Raw genomic sequence first — 21,831 nt, 5'->3', positions numbered from 1 at the left:
CTACTCGGTCAGCGCGGCAGCACCGGCTTGCGGCGGAACGGCGCCCGCCCGGGAGGTTGCTCGGGCGGAGTGCGACGCGGCGTCGGTGGGATGGGTCGTGTGACGGGCGCGTCCGGAGTGAGGATGAGCGGTTCCCCGTGGTGGCCGATCTCGATCGACGGACCGCCCAGCAGCGAGTACGTCGCCTCCTCCGGATGGATCGCCACCCGGATCTGGCTACCGGTGAAGCACATCCGGAACGTGATGGCCGCCAGCTCCGGCGGCAGGCGCGGCGTGAACGTGAGGTTCCCGCCATGGTCGCGCATGCCGCCGAACCCCGCCACCGTCCCGATCCACGCGCCGGCAAGCGACGCGATGTGCAGGCCGTTGTGGACGTCGTGCTGGGTGTCGTGCAGGTCGGCGAGGGCCGCCTCGGCCAGATAGTCGTAGGCAAGATCGAGGTGACCCACCTCGGCGGCGAGCACGGCCTGGGTGCTGGCCGACAGGGACGAGTCCCGCACCGTCAACGCTTCGTAGTAGTCGACGTTGCGGGCCTTCTGCTCCGGCGTGAACGCGTCACCGCGCAGGTGCATCGCGAGCATCAGGTCGGCCTGCTTGACGACCTGTTTGCGATAGAGATCGAAGTACGGATAGTGCAGCAGCAGTGGGTAGTTCTCCGGCGGCGTACCGGCGAAGTCCCAGTGCGCGTGGCTGGTGAAGTCCTCTGCCTGGGGATGCACCTGGAGGGTCTTGTCGTACGGAATGACCATCCGGTCGGCGGCGTCGAGCCAGGCGGCGATCTCCTCCTCGTCGACATCCAGCTCGCGGGCGACACGGGGGAGGCGTTCGCAGCGGATGCCCGCCTCGCGGAGGTTCTTCTGGGCCATCAGGTTGGTGAAGACGTTGTTGTCGACGACCGCGGTGTACTCGTCAGGGCCGGTCACGCCGTCGATCCGGAAGCCCGCGTGCGGATCGTGGTGCCCGAGCGACATCCACAGCCGAGCGGTCGCCACCAGCAGCTCCAGCCCGTAGTTGGCTTCGAACTCCTCGTCCTTCGTGGCCGCGAGGTAGCGGGCGGTCGCGTCGGCGATGTCGGCGTTGATATGGAACGCCGCCGTGCCCGCTGGCCAGTAGCCGGAGCACTCCTCGCCGTTGATCGACCGCCACGGGAACGCCGCGCCATTTTGGCCGAGCTGGGCCGCCCGGGCCCGGGCCTTGTCGAGCGTGGCGTAGCGCCACATCAACGCGCTCCGCGCCGCCGCCGGCACGGTGTAGGTGAGGACGGGCAGGACGAACGACTCGGTGTCCCAGAACGCATGCCCGTCGTAGCCGGGCCCGGTCAGGCCCTTCGCCGGGATCGCGCGGGTCTCCCCACGGGCGCCGGCCTGCAGGACGTGGAACAACGCGAACCGTACCGCCTGCTGCAGCTCCGCATCCCCCTCGATCTCCACGTCCGCGGAGGCCCAGAAGTCGTCCAGGTAGGCCCGCTGCTCGTCGAGCAGACCCTGCCAGGTCGTCCGCCTCGCACCGGCCAGGGCCGCCTCCACCTGTGAACACAGGGCCGAGGTCGACCGCTGACCCGACCAGCCGTAGGCGACATACTTCGTGACCGCGAACCGCTGGCCCTCCGGCACCTCGACCGCCACCGTGAGCCGGGCCAGGTCACCGTCGGCCTCGATCTTCGTGCGTACTCCGTCGGGCGTCTCGATCTCGTGGTCCATACCGGCGGCCATCCGCAGCCCGGATCGGCGGGTGTGGTGGGACAGCACCGCGCTGTAGTCCACGGCGGCCGCGAAGTCTGCGACCAGTGGAGCCTGGAGAATTGCCGCGACGCGAGGGTCGTCCGACTCCGGTTCGATCGCTTCGTTCGCCAGCAGGTCCGACTGCACGACCAGCTGCATCCGGCCGTCGAGCGGTTCGACCTCGTAGCGGAGGGCGGCGACCGCGCGTTGCGTGAACGACACCAGTCGCTCGCATCGGATCCGCACCCGCCGCCCGGTGGGCGACTCCCAGTCCGTACGCCGTCGCAGCGTGCCGGAACGGAAGTCCAGCTCCCGGGTGTGGAACGGCGCGGAGCCGTAGCGCATGTCCAGTGGTTCGTCCTCCACCAGCAGCCGGATGATCTTGCCGTCGGTGACGTTCACCACCGTCTGGCCGTCCTCCGGGTAGCCATAGCCGGCTTCGGCGTACGGCAGCGGACGGCGTTCGAAGAAACCGTTCAGGTAGGTGCCGGGCAGCCCGCGCGGTTCGCCCTCCTCGAGCGATCCCCGGAACCCGATGTGGCCGTTGGACAGCGCGAAGGTGGACTCGGTGCGCTTCAGGGCGCTGACGTCGAGGGTGCGCCAGCGCAGCTTCCACGGCGAGACCTCGTAGCCGCGCGGTGGGCCGCTCACCGGTGCACCGCGAGGAGTTCGGCGAGGTCGGACACCACCAGGTCGGCACCGTGGGCCCGGAGCGCGTCGGCGTGGTGGGTGCGGTCCACTCCCACCACGAGCCCGAAGCTGCCCGCGCGTCCGGCCTGCACGCCAGCGAGGGCGTCCTCGAAGACCGCCGCCTGCGAGGGCGCCATGCCCAACGCCTCGGCGCCGCCGAGATAGGAGTCGGGCTCCGGTTTGCCGCGCAGGCCACGTTCGGTGATCACCACGCCGTCGATTCTGGCCTGGACGAATTGGCTCAGGCCGGCGGTGTCCAGGATCAGCTCGCCGTTGGCCGAGGACGTGACGACCCCGACCGAGAGCCCGGCGTCGTGGACGGCCTGCAGATAGCGCACCGACCCCGGATAGGCCGTGACGCCGCGCTCCTTGACGATGGCCAGGAACAGCGTGTCTTTCCGGCTGCCGATGCCATGCACCGTGTCACTCGTCGGCGAATCGTCCGGACTGCCCTCCGGCAGCTGGATTCCACGCGAACGGAGAAACCCCCGCACGCCGTCGTCGCGTGGCCGGCCGTCGACGTACTGCAGATAGTCGCGTTCGCTGAACGCCGTGAAATCGGCACCGTCGCGCCGGGTGAGAAACGCGTCGAATGTCTGCTTCCACGCCTGTCGGTGAAGGCTCGCCGTATTGGTCAGGACCCCGTCAAGGCCGAACAGGCAGGCCGCAATCCCCGCAGGCAGACCGATCATCACGCTCCCCATGATGCCCGCGGTGGCGACCGGGGAACAGGACAACGAGGAGATCGTGCCGGCCGGCAAGGAAACGACGCCGATCTGGTGTCGTTCGATTTCTGATGAGGTGGAGGGCCCAGGTCCGGCGGCGCGCGTGGAGCGCGATCAGCTGTCGAGATCGATGAAGTGCGCCTTCTGGATCACGCCGTGCACCCCGACAGTCCGGTCGACGACCTGGGAGATCTCGAAGTTCGCCGCCGCCGACAGGTAGGCGTAGGCCACCGCCCGATCCATCCCCAGGTCGTGCTCGAGGAAGTCGAGCGCGTTGACCACCGCCCGCCGCATGGCGATGTCGAGATCGTTGACCTGGCCGTTCTGCGATCCGTCCGGATCCGACAGACCGACCAGCACCCACGCCTGCGGCGTCTCGACGAACGGATAGGCGTACGAAACGGACGGCACGTCCGGCGAGCCCGGCTTGTGGACCGTCAGCTTGAACGTTCCGCGCAGCGAGCCTTCCATCGCCGTCAACGCGACCTCACCGTTGCCCATCGCCATGTGCGGGTCACCGATGTAGAAGAGCGCGCCTTCGGCGAACACCGGCAGGTAGAACCGCGAACCCACGCCGAGCAGGTTGATGTCGATGTTTCCGCCGCCGAGCGTGGGCGGGATGGAGTTGAGCTCCGGCGCGGTGAGAGCGTCGGCTGACGCGAAGGCCACGCCCATCATCCCCATGAACGGATCCAGCGGGAAGACCACCTCGCCCGAACGCCCCGCCGGCAGGACGCCCGTCAAGGTCCCCTTGCCTTGGCTGCGTACGGGCGTGAACGTCGACACGTTGCCGTAGCTTGTCGGGTCCCCGGTGTCGCGGCCGTCGGTCTCGACCGGCGGCATGATCTCGTCCATCGTGATGCCGGCGGGCACCGCTCCCCCGGGCAGGCGAGGCAAGGCGCCCTTGCCGTGCCGGCTCGACACCACGCCGTAGGGCACCCGGGGCACCATCGACAGCATCTGTACCTCGAGCACGTCGCCAGGCTCGGCGCCGTCGACATAAACCGGCCCGGTGACCACGTGTGGGCCATCGACGTCGAAGTTACGCATCGTCCGCGAGTAGTCGGCCGCGATGGCGACCGCGTCGTCGAGCACCTTGTCGCGACCGACGCCGTGGCTGGCGAAGTATTCGACCGGGTCGCGGCCCTGGTCTTCCAGGATGCCCTCGTGCGACACCGCATCGATGGTCACCGTCTCACCCGACCGCATGCGAAGGACGGGTTCGCTGCCAACGGCCGGTACATATCCCCAGCGCACTTCGTCCGGCCGCGCGGGGACATAGTGCTTCCCGGGGATCGGCCCCTTACCGGGTTGGAGAATTCCTCCCGGCAGGCCGGTCGGCGACGCCTGCGGCATCACGGCCGAGACCGGTGCCGCCGCGTGTGCCACGCCGCCACCGAGCACGGCCGATCCGGCGGCAGCGGCACCCAGTCCACCGACCGCTCCAGCCGCTCGGAGAAACTCACGCCGACCCAGCTGGTCGATGAGTGCCTGTCGTACCTCGTCGGCGTTGTCCGCTGTCTGCATGTACGCCCTTCCCTGACGCGAATCGGTCGAACGAACGTCAGTGCGCGTCATTGCCCGCTGAGCTGTTTGAGGGCACTGGGCTGTTCGATGCGCACTGGCGGTCTCCACCAGGGTTCCTAACAACCGAAGGTTTCACCGATGCTGCGCGGGTGTTGTGCGCGCATAACGGTCGACGATCCCGAGCGGTGCGACCTGGCCGGCACCGGTCGAACATCCCCACGTCCACGGCCACCATCCACGGCGTGCCGCTTCGACGGTCAGGCCTTCTCCTCCGGACCCGCCGCGAGCATGCGGGCCGAGCGGGTGACGAGGTTGTCGATGAACGCCCGGGAGGTCGGCTGCCTGGTGACCAGGACCCGGAGGTAGATCGGCGCCAGCAGCGACTCGACGGCGTCGGTCGGGCGGACCTCGCGGGTGGCGAGTCCGCGTTCCTGCGCTCGCCGGACGACCTCGGCGGTGTGCGCGAACAGGCTCGACCAGTAGCCCGCGGCCGCCTCGGCGAGGCGCGGGTCGGTGGTGCCGGCGATCAGCGGAAGCATCGCCTTCGAGATCGGCGCCTCGAGCGTGGCGACGACCCGGCGGGCGACGCGTGCCAGGTCGCGCCTGAGGTCGCCGGTGTCAGGCAGGGGCGTCTCCACGGGTGTCAGCGCGATGAGCAGGTCGGCGATCAGGCCCTCCGTCGACAGCCACCTGCGGTAGATGGTCGTCCGGTGGATGCCTGACCTGCGGGCCAGCTCGTCGATGGACAGCGCGGCGGTGTCGCCCTGCTCCAGCGCCTCACGCACAGCCGCGAAGACCCGCTCCCGCACCTGGGCACTCCGCCCGCCCGGGCGGCTGCGTACCTGGTCGACGCCTTTCATGGTCACCCACCCTAACACTACAGATGTTGCACTAGTGCGTCGCTGGTAGGTACCCTCGCTTGTCGCTACAGATGTCGCATTAACAGGTGAGAGAAGGAATGATCATGAGTGAGCCCCGTGAGACCTACTACCAACTCGTCCTGATCTGGATCCGCGACGCCGCGATGTTCGGCGAGTACCTCAGCCAGCTTCCGCCGATCGTGGCGAAATACGGCGGTGCGGCGGATCGGATCTTCCAGCCGCTCGGCGTTTCCGGCGATGCGCTGACGCTCCCCCACGCGGTCAACTTCGTTCACTATGACGACAAGGAGTCCTACCGACACTTCGGGGAGGATCCGGAGTTCAGGCAGATCGAGCCGTTGCGCAGCGGGTCGATCGACATGCTGGCGTTCGAGGGCTGGTTGACTCGGGCGAACCCGACGTCCGACGGGTTCGACGACCGGATCTACGCCATCGACCTGGAGTTTTCCGACAAGACGTCGCAGCCGTCGCACGAGGACACGGGGCGTGGAGTCGAGGTGGAATACGTCCTGAGGGTCGACACCGGATCGGCGGTCTCAGGTCGCACACCACACCAGGTACGGATCGCCTACTCCGCCGGCACCAACGGTGACGCCACGCCCGAGACGTCCACCGGGTCGACGATCCGGATCACCGCCAAACCCCAGACGCTCGCTCCTTAGCCGGCGCATACATAACGACGCGCGGCCCGCGACTTCCCTATGTGCGCGACCCTTAAAGGCTTCCGCCGCATCGAAGCTGCGCAATCCGCGGGAAGAGGTCGCGCAGCCGGGGATAGATCTCGGCGTACACCTCCGCCGCTTCGCGGTAGAGGGCACGCGGCGCAAGGTCCGGTTGACGGACGACCTCGACGTGGGTCATCCGGCCCACGGCATCGTCGACGTCGTCCATGCCGTCGAGCCCGACGGCGGCGGCGGCGAGGATGGCCGCTCCGAGCGCGGTAGTCTCGACCTCGGCGGAGATGGCGACGGGGCGTTCGAGCACATCGGCCAGCAGTTGGGTGAACAGCGGCGACTGCGACGCGCCACCCAGCGCCGTCACCCTCTCCACGCGCTGACCGGTGGACTCCTCGATGCGGGTCAGGCTGAGGCGCTCCTCGAAGGCGAGCCCTTCCAGGACCGCGCGGTACATCTCCGCCCGGCCGTGCTGGTCACTGAGGCCGACGTAGGCGCCCCGGGCGTCGGCGTCCCAGTAGGGGGTCTCGGCACTGGTGAGGTACGGAAGGAAGAGCACACCGTGTGAGCCCGGCGGCACGCTCATGGCCATCTCCTCCATGCGCTTCTCCCGGCCGTCGCCGGTCAAGCCCGACACCATGTCGCGGAACCACGCGATCGAGAGCGCACCCGACGACAGCAACGCCTCGAGCGTGTACGCACCCGCGATCGGGCTGGCGAGAGTCCGGTAGGCGAGGTCGAAGCGGTAGGGGGCCGAGTGGACGCCCATGGTGAGACCGGTGCCGAGATTGAGGTAGGCGTGGTCGGCGGTGAGGACACCCGCGCCCAGGCCGGCACATTGCCCGTCACCGGCCCCAGCGACGACCGGCAGACCGGCCGCGAGACCCGTGCGAGCCGCGGCGGCATCCGCGACGCCGCCGATGATCGAGCCCGGCGCGACCAGCCGGGGCAACCGGTCGACGGTGAGTCCGGCGGTCGCGACGAGGGAGGCCGACCACTCGAACGACGCCATGTCCACCAACGACAACGGATCGGCGGCCGCCCAACTCGTGGCGTTCTCACCCGTGAGCTGCCGCACGAGGTAGCCGTGCACGTCGAGCACCAGCGCGGTCCTGGCCAGCGCGTCCGGCTCGTGCTCGGCGATCCAGGCCAGCTTGTAGAGACTCGGGGTCGTCGACGGCGGCTTGCCGGAGGCCTGGTGGATCTCGTTCGATCCCAGGCGCCTGATCTGCTCGCCCGCCCGGGTGTCGAGCCACAGGATCGCCGGACGTACCTCCGCGCCGTGCTCGTCGAGGCAGACGAACGTCTCACGCTGGTGGGTCAGGCCTAGGGCAACCGGTCGCGTGGCGGTGCCGAGCTTCGCCACCACCTCGGCCAGGGCGTCGGCCGTGGCCTCCCACCAGTCGGCGGCGTCCTGCTCCTGCCAGCCGGGTTGCGGAGAGCGTCGTGCGTACGACCTGCGCGCCTCCACCACCGTCCTGCCGTCGGCGTCGAACGCCACCGCCTTGCTACCGGTCGTCGAACAGTCGACCGCGAGAACGACATGCTGGCTCACGCGTACCCCTCCTCACCAACTAAACCGTCGGGAGTACGGCGTCGGCGATCCGCGCGGCAGGATCCTCGCAGCTGTCGAGCACGTCGAGGATCGCGGTGAACAGCGGCAGCCGCGACCAGACCGCGCGGTCGTGCTGGTCGACCAGCGTTCGGGCGAGCCGGGCGGCCGGAACGCCCTCGACCGTCTGTTCGGCGGCCGTCATCGCGTCCAGGGCGTTGCCGGCTGGTTCGCCACGGCCGATGCGTACGCCGAAGATCTTGTTGCGGCCGGAGAGCCCCGTCACCTCGAGGTCACCGACTCCGGCCAGGCCGGTCGCCGTCTGCGGATCGCCTCCGACCAGGCGGGTGAGGACGACGAGCTCGCGGACGGCCTGGGCGAAGCTCGCCGCCTTGAGATCGTGGTGCGGCTCCTTCCTCCGCTCGCCGAGGCCGTCGGCGATGCCCAGGGTGATCGCGTAGACGTTCTTCATCGCCGCGCAGATCTCCACGCCCGCCTCGTCGGCCGTGACCTCCGCGCGGTACGCGTCGGTGGCGACCGCCTTCACGGTGTCGAGGGCGGTGCCGAGGTCGGTGCAGCCGAATACGGCGGCGGTCCAACGGCTCGCGGCCACCTCGTCGGCCTTGCAGGGACCACCGACCGCGACGATGGGCGGAAGGCTGATGCCGTGCTCGGCCGCGAGGTCGCGCATCGCGTCGGGCAGCAGCCGCACCCTGCCGTGCTCATCGGGCGCGAATCCCTTGCTGGTCAGCAGAAGCGCACGCGTGCGGCTGATGCCGGCGAGGGCGCGTCTGACGACCTCCCGGACACCGACCGACGCGACGGCGACCACCGCGAGGTCGGCACCGTCGAGGGCGTCATCCAACTGGTCACTGGCGAAGAGGCGCGTGCCGTCGGCGAGGACGACGCCGGTGCGGGGATGCGGACGGCCGGCCCGACACGCGTCGAGCAGGTGGTCGTCGAGCCAGGTGCCCCAGAGGTGGACGTTCCACCCGGCCGTACGAAAAGGCGTCGCCAACGCCGACCCCATCGCGCCAGCGCCGAGGATCGACACCGTTCCCGGCATCAGGCGCGGCCCCCAGCGGTCTCGGCGCTGGCCGAGCGGGCCAGCCGGTCGAGCTCGTCGAGTTTGACCACCTTGGGAACCGAGCGGCCGCCTTCGAACTCCGAGGCCAGCCAGGCGTCGACGATCGCGCGTGCCAGCTCCGGCCCTACCGTCCGCGCGCCGATCGTCAGGACCTGGGCGTCGTTGGACTTGCGGGCCCGCTCGGCGCTGTAGGTGTCGGCGGCCTGGGCGGCCCGCACGCCGGGCACCTTGTTGGCCGCGATCGCCATGCCGATGCCGGTGCCGCACAGCAGGAGGGCCCGGCCGTAGGCCCCCGCCGCGACGCGGGACGCCACCTCATAGGCGATGTCGGGGTAGTCGACCTCCTCCCCGGCGGTGGCCGGGCCGTAGAGATCGACGTCGTAGCCGCGTGCGCGCAGGTGCTCGGCGAGCAGGGCACGCAGGGCGACCGCTGCCTCGTCGTTGCCGAGGGCGATCCTCGTGGGTGGGGTCACGGTCGTACTCCCAAAAGTGCGACGGGCGAACGCATCGCCATCGATGATAGATAGTGGCGGTAGCTCACATCATCGGTGTGAAAAACACGTACGACAAGAGTTGCTTCCGACATCGGGCACTGCGTACGGTTGATCACGCGGGGGACGAGAGGAGCGTCCGATGTCGCTGACAGAGCAGACCCGGCTGAGCCAGTTCGATCGGCACAAGGCCATCGCCGAGCAGGTCATCGGCACGGGGACCAGCCGGATCGAGGACCTGGCGGAGCGGTTCGGCGTCAGCATGATGACGATCCACCGCGACCTCGACACGCTCGCCACGCAGGGACTGCTGCGAAAGTCGCGAGGCATCGTGACCGCCGTGGCCACCAGCCTCTTCGAAGCGAGCACGGCGTACCGGATGACGCGGAATGTCGCGGAGAAGCGGGCGCTCGCCCGGGCGGCGTTCGAGCACGTCGAGCCCGGCCAGGCGATCATCATGGACGACTCGACGACGGGCCTCTATCTCGCCGAGCTGCTGCCCCAGCGGCCGCCGATGACGGTGATCACGAATTTCCAGGCCGTGTTGAAGGCGCTCACCGGCCAGCCGGACCTCTCGCTGATCTCGCTCGGCGGGCACTACTACCAGTGGTGCGACGCGTTCATGGGCAACCTCACCATCCAGGCGGTACGGGCGCTGCGCGCCGATGTGGCGTTCATGTCGACGTCGGCCATCACCGATGGCGTGTGTTTCCACCAGGCCGACGAGACGGTGCTGGTGAAGCGGGCGATGTTCGAGTCGGCGAAGCGGCGGATCCTCTATGTCGACCACACCAAGTTCGAACGGCGGGCTCTGCACGCCTTGGCGCCGCTGAGCGACTTCGATGTGGTGATCGTCGACGACCAGACCTCACTCGAGGAACGACGCCGCATCGAACGCGCCGACGTGACCCTTCTCGTCGCTGCCGATGACGACCGGGGCGTTGTTGTCGGAGACAAGTCCGGGTGACAGATTCCATCGTTCCGCCTGAGGGCGAGCACCTGACGACCGGGTGGGAGCCCGAGGTGCCCGCCGACGACACTCTTGTCCGCCAGGCCGTCCTGGTGCACGGATCCTTCGCGGTCGAGGTCGCCCGCTGCGCGGGCCGGCCATGGCGGACCGGCCCGCGATGGTCCGCCGGGTGGATCGGAGACCGGGGCGCCCTGACCAACTGGGTGATCCTGCTGCAGCCACTCACCGATCCGGCGGCCGTCGTGGCGGAGGTGGCGTCGCTGTACCCGGCGCATGTTCCGTACATGCTTGTCAGCGCCTGGCCCACGACGGACCTGCGCGCGTACGGCCTCCTTCTGCTGGGGCATCCGCCGCTTATGGTGCGCATGCCCGGGTCGGTTCCGGCTACCGCGGCGACGCCACGGGAGGGCGTGGAGATCGCCGACGTACGCACCGCCGACGACCTCGCCGTCGCCGAACGCGTACTCGTCGAGGGATATCCGATGCCCGAACTCCAGCCGCTCCGTCCTGGAGACCTGCTCGCCCCGGCGATCCTCGACGGAACGACCCGCGTCTGGCTGGCCACGGTCGATGGCGAGCCCGCCGCGGTGGCGGCGGCACACCAGCACGCCGGCGTGACGATGGTGGAGTACGTCGCCACGCTGCCGCGAGCGCGCGGGCGTGGCGCAGCGGCGGCGGTGACGTGGGCGGCGACCCTCTGCGAGCCGACCCAGCCGGCCGTGCTCCTCGCCAGCGACGACGGCCGGCCGGTGTACGAACGGATGGGGTACCTAGCGATCGAGCGCTGGACCGCCTGGCTGTATCCGGGCGGGTCGGCTGGCGAGGGCTGAGGAAGACCCGCGGCGCTTCGCCGGATTCCGCCGATCACCGCGGTCCGGGGCCGCGCGTCACGTGTGCTCCGCCATGCGGTCCAGCATTGCGTCCGCGGCGGCGACGTCAGCCGGCCCGGCTGCCGGTCCTTCGTACAGGTACGCGAGTTCGGTGCCCTCCGGGATTTCGGTGAGGGTGATCGTGACGCGTTCGTCCTCGCCGGGATAGAGGACCACTTTCTCCATCGGATCCAGGTCGCCGAAGCCGACGACGAAGGGGACCTGCGTGGTGTCGGCGTCGGACACCATCACCGCTCGGATCTCCCCGCCCGGCCGTGAGTCGATGCGGACCCTGTCCGCGGGGGTGGTAAAGCCCGGTACGACGAACCAGTGGGAGAACGCGACTGGGTCGACGAAGAAGTCGTAGACCCGCTCTTTCGGGGCGGAAAGTGTGCGGCGCAGGATGTAATGGCCCATGGAGGTTCTCCTTTCAGGCAAGTGAGCGGGTCATGACGGCTTGCGGAACGAGAGCACCACCACGCCGTTGTCGAAGGCCTGAACGTTGGACGTCTCGAGCCGGGCGTGGAGTCCAGCCTCGAACAGGACGTCGTTCTCGTCGCCGACACCCGCGAGCACCGGGTGCACCCACAGGTGCAGTTCGTCGAGAAGGCCGTTGCGCAGCAGGGTCTTGGCGACCGGTCCGACCCCGTGCATGAGGATCGAGCCGCCCTCGGTCTGCTTGAGTTTGCGGACCTCGTCGACGAGACCGCCCGCGAGCACCTGTGTGCCGTGCCATGTGGGGTCGCTGAGCGTCGAGGACGCGACGTACTTCGGTATCGCGTTGATCCGGTCGGCGTAGTCCCCTTCGCGCGACGGCCAGGCGCTGGCGTATACCTGGTAGGTGTTGCGTCCCATGAGCAGCGCGTCGGCTTCCTCGAGTTGGGCCAGCGCGAGCTGGTCGCTCTGGTCGCTGAGGTAGTCGAAATGCCACTTCTCCATATGGTTCACCACGCCGTCGAGCGATACGAAGGTGGAGTTGACGATCTTTGCCATGACTGGTTCCTTCCGGTTCGTTCGGACAGGACGATTTTCCCGACGCTCTCGGGGATCATGAAGGTCCAATCTTGGCCGCGGCGAGAGGACCAGTTTCGATGCCGGAAGGCAACGGCGTGACGCGTGGGTACGGACCGGGCCGCCTGTCTGAGGACCTGCTCGTCGAGCTGGACGAGACGTCCGCGGAGCCGCTGCACCGCCAGATCGAGGCGGCCATCCGCGCCGCTGTCCGGCAGGGACGGCTGGCGCCCGGGACCTCCTTGCCCGCATCGCGGACGCTCGCCGCGGACCTCGGCGTCTCTCGCGGCGTCGTTGTCGAGGCATATCGGCAGCTGGGCGGCGAAGGCGTCCTGATGAGCACCCCGGGCGGCTACACCCGGGTGGCCGCCACGACGCGCGATGCCGGTCAGCGGTCCGCCCGAATCACCCACCCGAGCACCGACATCGATTTCGGCTATGGCCGCTGCGACCCGGGCAGCTTTCCCCGCCAGGTCTGGCTGCGATCGCTGCGCAGGGTCTTCACCCAAACGCCGCACGACCGGCTCGCCTATCCCGACGGGCACGGCGCCCCGGAGTTCCGGCAGGCCATGTCGGCCTACCTGAACCGGGTGCGCGGCCTGCAGGCCCACCCCGACAACGTCGTGGCCTGTGCCGGGTACGCCCAGGCGGTCAACCTGACCCTCGGCGTGCTGGCCCGGCGCGGCGCCGCGCGGATCGCCGTGGAAGACCCGTGCATGGACGACGACGTCCTGCCCACGTCCCGGGCACTGGGTCTGGAGATCGTCGGGATCCCGGTCACCGACGGCGGCTGGGACCTGGCTGCTCTCACAGCGAGCCGGGCCGACCTGGCGGTGCTGACCCCGTCGCACCAGTGGCCGATCGGTTCGGTGATGAGCGCCGGCGCCCGATCGGCGGTCGTCCGGTGGGCCCGCAGGACCGGCGCCTACGTCATCGAGGACGACTACGACGCCGAGTTCCGCTACGACCGGCCGGCGGTCGGCGCCCTCCAGGGCAGGGCGCCGGACCGGGTGATCTACGTCGGTTCCGCGAGCAAGACCCTGATCCCCGGCTTGCGGCTCGGCTGGATGGTGCTTCCGGGCGACCTCGTCGCGGAAGTCGCGGACGCCAAGCTCCTGGTCGACCGCGGGTCGCCGACCATCGACCAGCTGGCGATGGCGGACTTCGTCGATCGCGGAGAACTCGACCGGCACCTGCGCAAGATGCGACCGGTCTACAAGGGGCGCCGCGACGCCCTGGTCCGGACGCTCGGCAGCCGTCTTCCCGGTCTGCGGGCAGCCGGGACGGAATCCGGGCTGCACGTCGTGACGTGGGTCCCCGACGGTGTCGACGAGAATGCGATCGTCAGTGCCGCGGGTGCAGCAGGCGTCCGGATCGGCACGGTGGGAGCGTATCGGCGCAGCCCTGGCCGGCCGGGCCTGATCTTCGGATACTCGGCGTTGACCGAGCGGCGCATCGAGGCCGGCGTGGACCAGCTGACCGCGGCCCTGCGCCCCGCCGGCTTGGACGAGCCCCTGACCATGACGTTGCAAAAGTGACGGGTGCCGACCGGAAACCTGTGGGAGGAGGGTGCCCCTCACGCGGACCTATTGGGCAGGGTGACCCTCATGCAGCGCCCAGTTGGATCAGGGTGGCCCTCACCGAAAGTTACGAGATGCACCCAAATTGGGCGACTAGTATGGTAGCTCTTCGCCAGTCGGAGTACGGAAATCGTGGAGGGTGAAGAGCCGTTGAAGATCACCGACCTGCGGGCCACCACGATCACCGTTCCGCTGCAGGCCCCGCTCCGCCACTCCAACGGCGCGCACTGGGGACGGTTCGTGCGTACGATCATCGAAGTCGACACGGACGAGGGGATCACCGGTCTCGGCGAGATGGGTGGTGGCGGGCAGGCGGCCGACTTCGATGGGCTGAAGCCGTATCTCGTGGGGCACGATCCGTTCGAGCTGGAGGCGCTTCGGTTCAAGATCGCCAATCCCACGGCGTCGCTCTACAACAACCGGACGCAGCTGTTGGCCGCGATCGAGTTCGCCTGCCTCGACCTCTGTGGCAAGGCGCTCGGTGTCCCGGTGCACAACCTGCTCGGCGGGAAGGTCCGCGACAAGGTACCGTTCGCGAGCTATCTCTTCTTCCGGTACGCACATCCGGCGACAGGCCAAGGGGAGATCTTCACGCCCGACGGACTGGTGCAGCACGCCAAGGAACTCAAGGAGAGGTACGGATTCACCACCCACAAGCTCAAGGGTGGCGTCTTCGAACCCGCCCATGAGCTGGCGTGCTTTCGGGCCCTCGCCGAGGCGCTGCCGGACGACCGGGTCCGCTACGACCCCAACAGCGTGCTGTCGGTGGACGAGGCGATCAAGTTCGGGCGGGCGATCGAGGACCTCAACAACGACTTCTACGAAGATCCGACGTGGGGCCTGCACGGCATGCGTCAGGTGCGGGACGCGGTAGCGATCCCCCTTGCCACCAACGCGGTCGTCGTCAACTTCGAGCAGCTCGCGACGAACCTGCGCGATCCGGCGGTCGACACGATCCTGCTGGACACGACGTTCTGGGGAGGAATCCGCGCCTGCATCAAGGCGGCGGGCGTCTGCGAGACGTTCCAGCAGCAGATCTGCGTCCACTCCTCCGGTGAACTCGGCATCCAGCTCGCCACCATGCTCCATCTCGGCGCCGTCCTGCCGACGCTCACGTTCGCGGCGGACGCGCATTACCACCATCTCGTGGACGACATCATCGTGGGCGGCAAGATGACCTACCACGATGGCGCGATCGCAGTGCCCACCGGACCAGGTCTGGGTGTCGAGCTCGACCGCGACCGGCTGGAGCACTATGCCGACCTCTTCCGTCGGCTCGGCAGCTACGCCTACGACCGCGACGCGCTGCGCCCGAGCTGGTTTCCCCTTATTCCCAACAGCTCCTGGGCGCGGCCGGAGTCCGCGGACACGTCGTCGATCCCCGGACTGGCGGAGCTCGCCGAGCTTCCTCCACCGCCGCCGGGCCCGTCCACCACGTGACCACGCGCCCGGCCAACTGGTCTGGGCATAGGGCAACAAGGGCATTCGACGTACGGCCGGACTCCTGCTGACCGCGGGTGCTCAGCGGCGGCGTCGAGACGCCGCCTTCGTGGCGGTCCGTTTGACTGGCCGCGGGGCCGGCGCCTCCCTCACCTCGTCCTCTTCCTCGTCGAGAACGAAGTAGTCGGGGTGCTCCTGCTCGAGCGGTTCGAGGATGTCCAGCGCGATCCGCAGATGGTGACTCAGCACCTCGTCGGCCTTCTTGCGCTGCTTGGAGGTGACGAAGTCCACGATCGCGCGGTGTTGGGTGAGGAGTTCGCCGAGGATGGTCGGATCGGGCAGACTCAACATGCGTACCCGGTCCAGGTGCGCCTTCGCCGACGACACGATCGGCCACACGCGCGGGTGGCCGCCGATCTCCAGCAGAGTCCGGTGCAGGGCTTCGTCCGTGGCGAACCAATGGTGCAGGTCGCCCTTGCGTCCGGCCTCCTCCTGCTCGTCGAGCAGAGCGCGGAGGTAGGCCTCGTCGGTGGCGGTGATGTTCTTGATCGCGTGGGGCAGTGACGCGCGTTCGAGGGTCTCGCGGATGAACTGGATCTCGATGACGTCGCGCACGCTGATCCTGGAGACAAAAGTCCCTAGCTGGGGCGCGACCTCCACGAGGTTCTCGTCGGCGAGCCGGATCAGTGCCTCGCGTACCGGGGTACGGCTCACGCTGTGCCGGGCGGCGAGCTCGTTCTCCGACAACGCCTGTCCAGGAAGAAGATCGAGGGAGACGATGGCCCTGCGGAGCAGCGCGTAGACCTGTGATCGCGTACTTGCGCTGCGGAGCACGTCGAGCTGTGCCCGTCGGGGACTGCGCAGCGCCCGTCCGGCCATGAGGTCGAGCCACCTTTCCGCTGTACCGCGTTCTCCCCTGGCGATGGTAGAGCACCACACTGGGTGGCTCGCCGTCAGCCGGCTCGTCGCAGTGCCCCGCTCATCGCCTCGACGTCAAGACGATCTTGCCTCGCGCCAGCTGTGCGCGGGTGAGCACCGACGACCGACCAAGGGTTCGCTAGATGACCAATTCCAAGGGGAGTCGCCTGACTCGCGGCTCCCCGCGTCATCTAGTGCACCGTCAGAACGCCGCCCTGGCTGGCTGCCATCCCGCCATCCGCTGCGTACGTCGCGCCGGTGACGTAGGACGACGCTCTGCCGGCGAGGAACGCCACCACCTCGGCGATCTCCTCGGCCCGGGCGATCCGCGGTTGGGGCGTGTCCGGAAGGTCGGCCGGCCTGTCGGGTTCGGCGGGCGGCTCCGGGGCTGGGGTCCGGCCGGGATCGCTGGTCAGTAGCAGGGGAGTGTCGACGGGACCCGGTGCCACCGCGTTGACCCGGATCCGGTCGGATGCGTGATCCACCGCCATCGAACGCACGAGCGCGTCGACACCGGCCTTGCTCACCGAGTAGCCGAGCACCCGGCGGGCGGGAGCCCGGCCCTGCACCGACGAGATGGCGACGATGGTGCCGCCGCCGCGCTCACGCAGGAGAGGGATGGCGAACTTCGCCGCCCGGTAGATGCCGGAGAGGTTGACGTCCAGGACGGCGTGCCAGTCCTCCTCGGTCGTGTCCTCCGCCGTGCCGTAGGTCTGGATTCCCGCGCTGCAGACGAGGATGTCGAGCCCACCATGGCGTTCGACCGCCTCGGACATCAGCCTGCGCATGTCGTCGGCCGAACGGACGTCGGCGACAACTCCGGTCACGTTCACGCCTTCGACATCGGACGCGGTCACCGTCCGCGGGTCGTGGCTGCAGTAGACCACCGACGCTCCACCGGCCGCGAGCCGGTCGACCACGGCCCGGCCGATCCCGGTGGACCCGCCGGTGACGACCGCGACCATCCCGTCGAAGTCACGACTCTCGCCGCCAAGGTTCTCGGCGCGTCGGGGCCTGGTGCCGCCCGAGGTGGCGGTGGCGGTCATGGGCGACTCCTTGTCGCGACGGTGCGTGGCGTCGATCAGGCCGCGGAGTGTGTGGTGCAAGGGATATCGCTGGTGCGACGCCGTGCAGGTGCACGAGGATACGGTCCTTGCGTGTCGAGCCTTCGCGAGAGTTCTGCATGCCTGCGCGGGGTGACTGTACCGCCGAGAGCCAGGGAGTGGTCATCGATGTCCGGACCGCCTGCGGCCGAGCTCGTCGCCGAGCACTTCGGGCTGGGGCCGGCCACTGGTCCGATGGTTCCCGTCCGGCACGTGAGCCAGGAGACCTGGCGGCTGGACACGACGTCGGGCTCCGCGCTGGTCAAGCGGTTCTGGGAGGGCCCGGAGGTGCCGTGGCGCGCCGACCTCGAACGTGCGATGGACATCGAACGCCAGGCACTGGACGCCGGCGTCGACACCGTGGAACCGATCCAGCCACCCGCGCCCCAGTTCGGCGCGGCCACGGCGATCGACGGGCACGGGGTGTTCCGTGCCTATCCGTACCTCGAACACCGCCCGCTCGAGCCCGGCGACGAGATCGCCGGCTGGCTGGGCACCACGCTGGCCCGGATCCATCAGCTGCAGCAGCTGGCGGAAACACCTGAACTGTCCTGGTGGTACGGCCAGTTCACGCCGCTGCCGCCCGAGCGGTGGAACGAGTGGCTGGGCGAAGGGCGCGCGCAGAACCGCCCCTGGGCAGCCACTCTCGCCGACCGGCTCGGCCTGATCCACGAGCTGGGTGCCCGGATCCTCGACGTGTTCACCGCGACCGGCCCGTACGTCCTGACCCATCGCGACTTCGAGCCGTGGAACGTCCTGATGACGCCGACCGGTGAGGGCGGCGGGGCGGCTTGGCGGCCGGTGCTCATCGACTGGGACGTCGCGGGCCCCGACAGCGCACCGTTGGAGGCCGCGCACGTCGCGACCGTCTTCGCGATGCGGGGCCGCGACCGCCCGGACGTCGCGCTCGTCCGGCAGACGTTGACGGCGTACGAGGAAGCCGGCGGCCACCCCGTGCCGCGCCGTCCGGACCTGCTGGTTCGACTCCTCGGCATGCGGCTCTCCAAGCTCCGGCAGTGGGTCGAGGTCGCGCTCAGTCCCACCGGCGTGGAGTCGGCAGACCGCGCCGACCGGGAGGTCCTCGACCGCCTCGAGCGCCTGCCTGCCCAGGTCGCCGACGTCTCGGAGTACGCCCGCGTCCTGTCCCGTTCGCCGGGTCTGGGTTGAGCCAGCTGCCCCGGTAGTTGCGTACATCTCCACAATGAGAGGTCGGTACGAAGATAGGCCGGAGGGAGGCTGCGCAGTGCGCATCCGGGTCCTCGGCCCGCTCGAGGTCGGCACCGCTGAGGGCTGGCGGCCCGTCACCGCGGCGAAGTGGCGCTCGCTGCTCGCCCGCCTCGTCGTCGCGGACGGCCAGGTCGTTCCCGTCGATCAGCTCGCCGAGGAGCTGTGGCCGGAAGACCAGCCACGCGGTGCGGTCAACCAGATCCACGGCTACGTGATGAGGCTCCGGCGCGCACTCGGTGACGGCGACGCGACCGTGCTGCGGACCAAGGCGCCCGGCTACGAGCTCCGCCTCCCGCACGAGGACATCGACGCCGGCCGGTTCGACCGCCTGGACGCCGAAGGGCGCGCGGCACTTCGCGACGGGGACGCCGACGCCGCGCGGCGGCTCCTGGCGGAGGCGCTGGAGCTGTGGCGGGGGCCGGCCTTCGCCGACGTCTCGTCGACGCCGATCATCCGGACCGCGGCGGATCGGCTCGACCAGCGGCGCACGTCCGCCGTGGAGACGCGGATCGACGCCGACCTGCTCCTCGGCAACCACGCGGACCTCGTGGGGGAGTTGGAGGCCCTGACGGAAGCCGATCCGTACCGCGAACGGGTGTGGTCCCAGCTCATGCTCGCCCTCTACCGGTGCGGCCGGCAGGCGGATGCCCTCGCCGCGTACCAGCGGCTGTGCCGCCTCCTGCGGGACGAACTCGGCGTCGAGCCGAGCCGGCCGGCGCGGAAGCTGCACGAGCAGATCCAGCGCGCCGACCCGGATCTCGAGCTGCCGCCGCACCGGCCACCAGGGGGTTCCAGAGCGCCGGCGGCGGCCGCGTCGCCACAGGAGCCGGTGCCACGCCAGCTTCCGAACGGTCTCACCGACTTCACCGGCCGCGACGCCCAGCTCGGCCAGCTCGACGACCTTCTCGCCGACCGCCGCCCGCCGTCCCACGCCGTGGTGATCACGGCCATCGCGGGCATGGGTGGTATCGGCAAGACCTCGCTCGCGGTGCACTGGGCGCACCGCGTGGCCGGGGAGTTCCCCGACGGTCAGCTCTTCGCCGACCTGCGCGGCTACGCGCAGTCGCCGCCGCGAGAGCCGGGTGACGTGCTCGCGGGCTTCCTCCGGGCCATGGGCATGCCGCCGGACCAGGTGCCGGTGGACATCGACGAGGCCGCGGCCCTCTACCGGTCGCTGTTGGCCGACAAGCGGATGCTGGTCGTCCTCGACAATGCCAAGAGCGCCGAACAGGTACGCCCGCTGCTGCCAGGCAGTGCGTCCTGCCTGCTTCTGGTGACGAGCCGCGACCAGCTGAGCGGGCTCACGGCCCACCACGGCGCCGGACGCCTCGATCTCGACCGGCTCGACGTCGCCGAGTGCCTTGCCCTGCTCACCCGGATCCTCGGAGAGCGTCGGGTGGCGGGGGAGCGCGCCGCCGCCGTGGATCTGATCGACCTGTGTGCCCAACTTCCCCTCGCCCTCCGCCTCGCCGCGGCCGACCTGGCCGCGGAGCCCCATCGACCGATCGCGGCGGTGGTGGCCGAGCTCTCGCACGGCGACCGGCTCGCCAGGATCGGGATCGAGGGAGGGCAGGACAGCTCGCTCAGGGCCGCGTTCGACCTCTCCTACGAGCGGCTGGGGACACCGGAACGGCGGGCGTTCCGCCTCGCCAGCCTGGCGCCCGGTCCCGACTTCAGCGCCGAGGCGGTCGTCGCGCTCGCCGCCGTTCCGGTCCGCGAGGCGAGGCGGCTCCTCGGGCGGCTGGTCGCGGGCCACCTGCTCGAGGTGCGCCCGCCGGGGAGGTACGCGTTCCACGACCTGCTCCGGTTGTACGCCACGCAGCTGCTCGGCCCGGACGAACGGGTGGCGGCAACGACGCGGCTCTTCGGCTGGTACCTCCACACCGCCGCAGCTGCCGTGGCCGCGGCCTTCCCGCATGTCGTACGGCTGCCGGCCACCGTCTCACCACCTCCGCCGGAGCTGCCCGACGTTCCCGCGGCGGAGTTCGACGATCGGGACGCCGCGGCCGGGTGGCTCGAGGCCGAGCGGGTCTGCCTGGCGGCCGTCGTCCAGGCCGCCGCCGAGCCTGGAGTCGCGGACCGCGTACCGTCCTGGCTCCTCGTCGACGTCCTCCGCAGCTTCTACTTCTTCCGCCGGCACCCCGGCGACTGGATCACGGCCGGTCAGCTCGCCCTGGCGGCGGCCACCCGCGACGGCAGCCGAGGCGGGGAGGCCGCTGCCGAGCTCAGTCTGGCTCAGGCGTACCGCTGTGTGAGTGACTACGCCGCGGCGAAGACGCACGGCACCCGTGCGGCCGCCCTGTGCCACGAGGTGGAGTGGCCGGAAGGAGAGGCGGTCGCCTACAACGAGTTGGCCGTCGTCGAGTTCGAGCAGGGCCGCTACCGCGCGGGCGCCGAGCTGCAGGAGCGCGCCGTGGTGATCGACCGCCAGGTGGGTAACCGGGAGTACGAAGCGCGGCACCAGCTGAACATCGGCTCCGCCCGCCTCTACCTCGGCCAGCTCGCCCTCGCCGCCGACCGGTTCGAGCTGACCGTGGAACTCGCCTCGGAGACCGAGTCGCCGCAGCTGCACAGTGCCGCCCTGTCGAATCTCGCGGAGGTCTACCGCTGGCAGGGGAGACTGGACCAGGCGCGGCACTGCCTCGACCGAGCCCTCCGCATCCAACGCGCAGCCCGCTACGACTCCGCGCTCCTGGTGACGACCGCCAACCTCGCCAACCTGCACGGGGACCTCGCCGACCTCCGTGGGGACCCGGCCCACGTCGAGGAGGCGGAACGGCACGCGGACACGGTGTCACGCTTGGCCGAACGCATGCAGAGCAGCCGGGTGGACGGCTGTGCCCTGGTGTTGCAGGCCGACGCCGCGCTGCGGCGCGGGGATCATGCCGGCGCGGTGGCGTACGCGCAGAAGGCGGAACACATCTTCACCGAGGGCGGAAACCGGCTCGAGCTCATCGACGCGCACCTCGCGCTCGGCCATGCGTACCTTCGGCTCGGCAACCCCGACGAGGCGCTCACCGCCGCCCGGGCGGCGGTGGACACCGCACGGGAGATCGACGCCCGCGGCTACGAGGGCAAGGCACTGACGTTGCTCGCCCGGGTTCAGCTCGCGGGAGGCGGCGATGTCGAGTGCGTCGCGGCCACCGCGCGACAGGCGCTGGCGATCCACCAGGAGACAGGGCACCGTCCTGGCGAGAGCCAGACCCGCGCGCTGCTCGAGACCCTCACCGAAGGCTGACCGGGAGCCAAGGACGCCGCAGGTCCGGCCCTCTACCGCCGAGGAGTCCACCTGCGGCCACGACGTTTGCGGAAAGCGATGATCCGGAAAGGCTTCAGATCATCGGCAGGCATGCGCGCTCGAGAAC

The 21,831-nt window shown here is 69.8% G+C and carries 18 protein-coding genes; 7 read left to right on the top strand and 11 right to left on the bottom strand.

The features are described 5' to 3' along the window. Positions 1-8: 8 nt before the first annotated feature. The 4 genes from ABNF93_RS23305 to ABNF93_RS23290 form a co-directional block, all read right to left on the bottom strand. Complete coding sequence (locus ABNF93_RS23305; protein WP_349330276.1) at positions 9-2,372, bottom strand: glycoside hydrolase family 65 protein; 2,364 nt, start codon at positions 2,370-2,372, stop codon at positions 9-11. Next, positions 2,369-3,148, bottom strand: coding sequence for an HAD family hydrolase (locus tag ABNF93_RS23300; protein ID WP_349330275.1), 780 nt, complete (start codon positions 3,146-3,148; stop codon positions 2,369-2,371). The genes ABNF93_RS23305 and ABNF93_RS23300 overlap by 4 nt, the downstream gene beginning before the upstream one ends. A gap of 102 nt (positions 3,149-3,250) precedes the next feature. Then, positions 3,251-4,663, bottom strand: a complete 1,413-nt coding sequence (locus tag ABNF93_RS23295) for an acetamidase/formamidase family protein (protein WP_349330274.1) — start codon at positions 4,661-4,663, stop codon at positions 3,251-3,253. Between the two features lie 257 nt (positions 4,664-4,920). Then, positions 4,921-5,523 (bottom strand): TetR/AcrR family transcriptional regulator, encoded by a 603-nt coding sequence (locus ABNF93_RS23290; protein WP_349330273.1) that lies wholly within the window; start codon positions 5,521-5,523, stop codon positions 4,921-4,923. Positions 5,524-5,627: 104 nt separating this feature from the next. On the opposite strand from ABNF93_RS23290, the gene ABNF93_RS23285 reads away from it, so the two are divergent. Continuing rightward, on the top strand, positions 5,628-6,206 hold the full coding sequence (locus tag ABNF93_RS23285) for a DUF1330 domain-containing protein (RefSeq protein ID WP_349330272.1): 579 nt from the start codon (positions 5,628-5,630) through the stop codon (positions 6,204-6,206). A 52-nt stretch (positions 6,207-6,258) separates the two neighbouring features. Here the strand turns inward: ABNF93_RS23285 and ABNF93_RS23280 are convergent, their stop codons facing one another. Genes ABNF93_RS23280 through ABNF93_RS23270 form a run of 3 tightly spaced genes read right to left on the bottom strand, consistent with a single transcriptional unit; the run spans position 6,259 to position 9,330 of the window. Beyond that, positions 6,259-7,773 (bottom strand): xylulokinase, encoded by a 1,515-nt coding sequence (locus ABNF93_RS23280; RefSeq protein WP_349330271.1) that lies wholly within the window; start codon positions 7,771-7,773, stop codon positions 6,259-6,261. 19 nt (positions 7,774-7,792) lie between these two features. After that, entirely contained in the window at positions 7,793-8,836 is a 1,044-nt protein-coding gene (locus tag ABNF93_RS23275; RefSeq protein WP_349330270.1) for an NAD(P)H-dependent glycerol-3-phosphate dehydrogenase, read from the bottom strand. After that, entirely contained in the window at positions 8,836-9,330 is a 495-nt protein-coding gene (locus ABNF93_RS23270) for an RpiB/LacA/LacB family sugar-phosphate isomerase (protein WP_349330269.1), read from the bottom strand. The genes ABNF93_RS23275 and ABNF93_RS23270 overlap by 1 nt, the downstream gene beginning before the upstream one ends. Before the next feature lie 160 nt (positions 9,331-9,490). Here ABNF93_RS23270 and ABNF93_RS23265 point away from each other — a divergent pair, with 160 nt between their 5' ends. Continuing rightward, positions 9,491-10,315, top strand: a complete 825-nt coding sequence (locus tag ABNF93_RS23265; protein WP_349330268.1) for a DeoR/GlpR family DNA-binding transcription regulator — start codon at positions 9,491-9,493, stop codon at positions 10,313-10,315. Then, positions 10,312-11,148 (top strand): hypothetical protein, encoded by an 837-nt coding sequence (locus tag ABNF93_RS23260; protein WP_349330267.1) that lies wholly within the window; start codon positions 10,312-10,314, stop codon positions 11,146-11,148. Before ABNF93_RS23265 ends, ABNF93_RS23260 begins: the two co-directional genes overlap by 4 nt. Positions 11,149-11,205: 57 nt before the next feature. On the opposite strand, the gene ABNF93_RS23255 is transcribed toward ABNF93_RS23260, so the two are convergent. Together ABNF93_RS23255 and ABNF93_RS23250 are read right to left on the bottom strand one after the other, a co-directional pair. After that, positions 11,206-11,604: an SRPBCC family protein gene (locus tag ABNF93_RS23255; RefSeq protein ID WP_349330266.1), complete on the bottom strand. Its 399-nt coding sequence runs from the start codon at positions 11,602-11,604 to the stop codon at positions 11,206-11,208. Positions 11,605-11,634: 30 nt separating this feature from the next. Next, on the bottom strand, positions 11,635-12,180 hold the full coding sequence (locus tag ABNF93_RS23250; RefSeq protein ID WP_349330265.1) for a dihydrofolate reductase family protein: 546 nt from the start codon (positions 12,178-12,180) through the stop codon (positions 11,635-11,637). Between the two features lie 98 nt (positions 12,181-12,278). On the opposite strand from ABNF93_RS23250, the gene pdxR reads away from it, so the two are divergent. Next, positions 12,279-13,736: a MocR-like pyridoxine biosynthesis transcription factor PdxR gene (gene pdxR, locus ABNF93_RS23245; protein WP_349330264.1), complete on the top strand. Its 1,458-nt coding sequence runs from the start codon at positions 12,279-12,281 to the stop codon at positions 13,734-13,736. Between the two features lie 192 nt (positions 13,737-13,928). Further along, the gene (locus ABNF93_RS23240; protein ID WP_349330263.1) at positions 13,929-15,218 is read left to right on the top strand and encodes an enolase C-terminal domain-like protein; all 1,290 of its coding nucleotides are present in this window, start codon (positions 13,929-13,931) and stop codon (positions 15,216-15,218) included. 81 nt (positions 15,219-15,299) lie between these two features. Here ABNF93_RS23240 and ABNF93_RS23235 read toward each other — a convergent pair whose 3' ends face one another. Together ABNF93_RS23235 and ABNF93_RS23230 are read right to left on the bottom strand one after the other, a co-directional pair. Next, entirely contained in the window at positions 15,300-16,097 is a 798-nt protein-coding gene (locus tag ABNF93_RS23235) for a GntR family transcriptional regulator (RefSeq protein ID WP_349330262.1), read from the bottom strand. Between the two features lie 230 nt (positions 16,098-16,327). Then, on the bottom strand, positions 16,328-17,182 hold the full coding sequence (locus tag ABNF93_RS23230) for an SDR family NAD(P)-dependent oxidoreductase (RefSeq protein ID WP_349330261.1): 855 nt from the start codon (positions 17,180-17,182) through the stop codon (positions 16,328-16,330). 186 nt (positions 17,183-17,368) lie between these two features. Between ABNF93_RS23230 and ABNF93_RS23225 the strand changes: the two genes are divergently transcribed. Both ABNF93_RS23225 and ABNF93_RS23220 read left to right on the top strand, forming a co-directional pair. Continuing rightward, entirely contained in the window at positions 17,369-18,406 is a 1,038-nt protein-coding gene (locus tag ABNF93_RS23225) for a phosphotransferase enzyme family protein (protein ID WP_349330260.1), read from the top strand. A gap of 76 nt (positions 18,407-18,482) precedes the next feature. Next, positions 18,483-21,704 (top strand): AfsR/SARP family transcriptional regulator, encoded by a 3,222-nt coding sequence (locus ABNF93_RS23220; protein WP_349330259.1) that lies wholly within the window; start codon positions 18,483-18,485, stop codon positions 21,702-21,704. Positions 21,705-21,831: the final 127 nt, after the last annotated feature.

This window comes from Actinopolymorpha sp. B9G3 (assembly GCF_040120725.1).
Lineage (GTDB): Bacteria > Actinomycetota > Actinomycetes > Propionibacteriales > Actinopolymorphaceae > Thermasporomyces.
The sequence above is the reverse complement of the archived record's forward strand: the minus strand, read 5'-3'. Positions and strand labels throughout refer to the sequence as shown.

Bases quoted from the DNA above. Each gene is read 5' to 3' on its own strand.
- ABNF93_RS23295 (WP_349330274.1), bottom strand. From the start codon at position 4,663: ATGCAGACAGCGGACAACGCCGACGAGGTACGACAGGCACTCATCGAC.
- ABNF93_RS23290 (WP_349330273.1), bottom strand. From the start codon at position 5,523: ATGAAAGGCGTCGACCAGGTACGCAGCCGCCCGGGCGGGCGGAGTGCC.
- ABNF93_RS23285 (WP_349330272.1), top strand. From the start codon at position 5,628: ATGAGTGAGCCCCGTGAGACCTACTACCAACTCGTCCTGATCTGGATC.
- ABNF93_RS23275 (WP_349330270.1), bottom strand. From the start codon at position 8,836: ATGCCGGGAACGGTGTCGATCCTCGGCGCTGGCGCGATGGGGTCGGCG.
- ABNF93_RS23265 (WP_349330268.1), top strand. From the start codon at position 9,491: ATGTCGCTGACAGAGCAGACCCGGCTGAGCCAGTTCGATCGGCACAAG.
- ABNF93_RS23255 (WP_349330266.1), bottom strand. From the start codon at position 11,604: ATGGGCCATTACATCCTGCGCCGCACACTTTCCGCCCCGAAAGAGCGG.
- ABNF93_RS23250 (WP_349330265.1), bottom strand. From the start codon at position 12,180: ATGGCAAAGATCGTCAACTCCACCTTCGTATCGCTCGACGGCGTGGTG.
- pdxR (WP_349330264.1), top strand. From the start codon at position 12,279: ATGCCGGAAGGCAACGGCGTGACGCGTGGGTACGGACCGGGCCGCCTG.
- ABNF93_RS23235 (WP_349330262.1), bottom strand. From the start codon at position 16,097: ATGGCCGGACGGGCGCTGCGCAGTCCCCGACGGGCACAGCTCGACGTG.
- ABNF93_RS23230 (WP_349330261.1), bottom strand. From the start codon at position 17,182: ATGACCGCCACCGCCACCTCGGGCGGCACCAGGCCCCGACGCGCCGAG.
- ABNF93_RS23225 (WP_349330260.1), top strand. From the start codon at position 17,369: ATGTCCGGACCGCCTGCGGCCGAGCTCGTCGCCGAGCACTTCGGGCTG.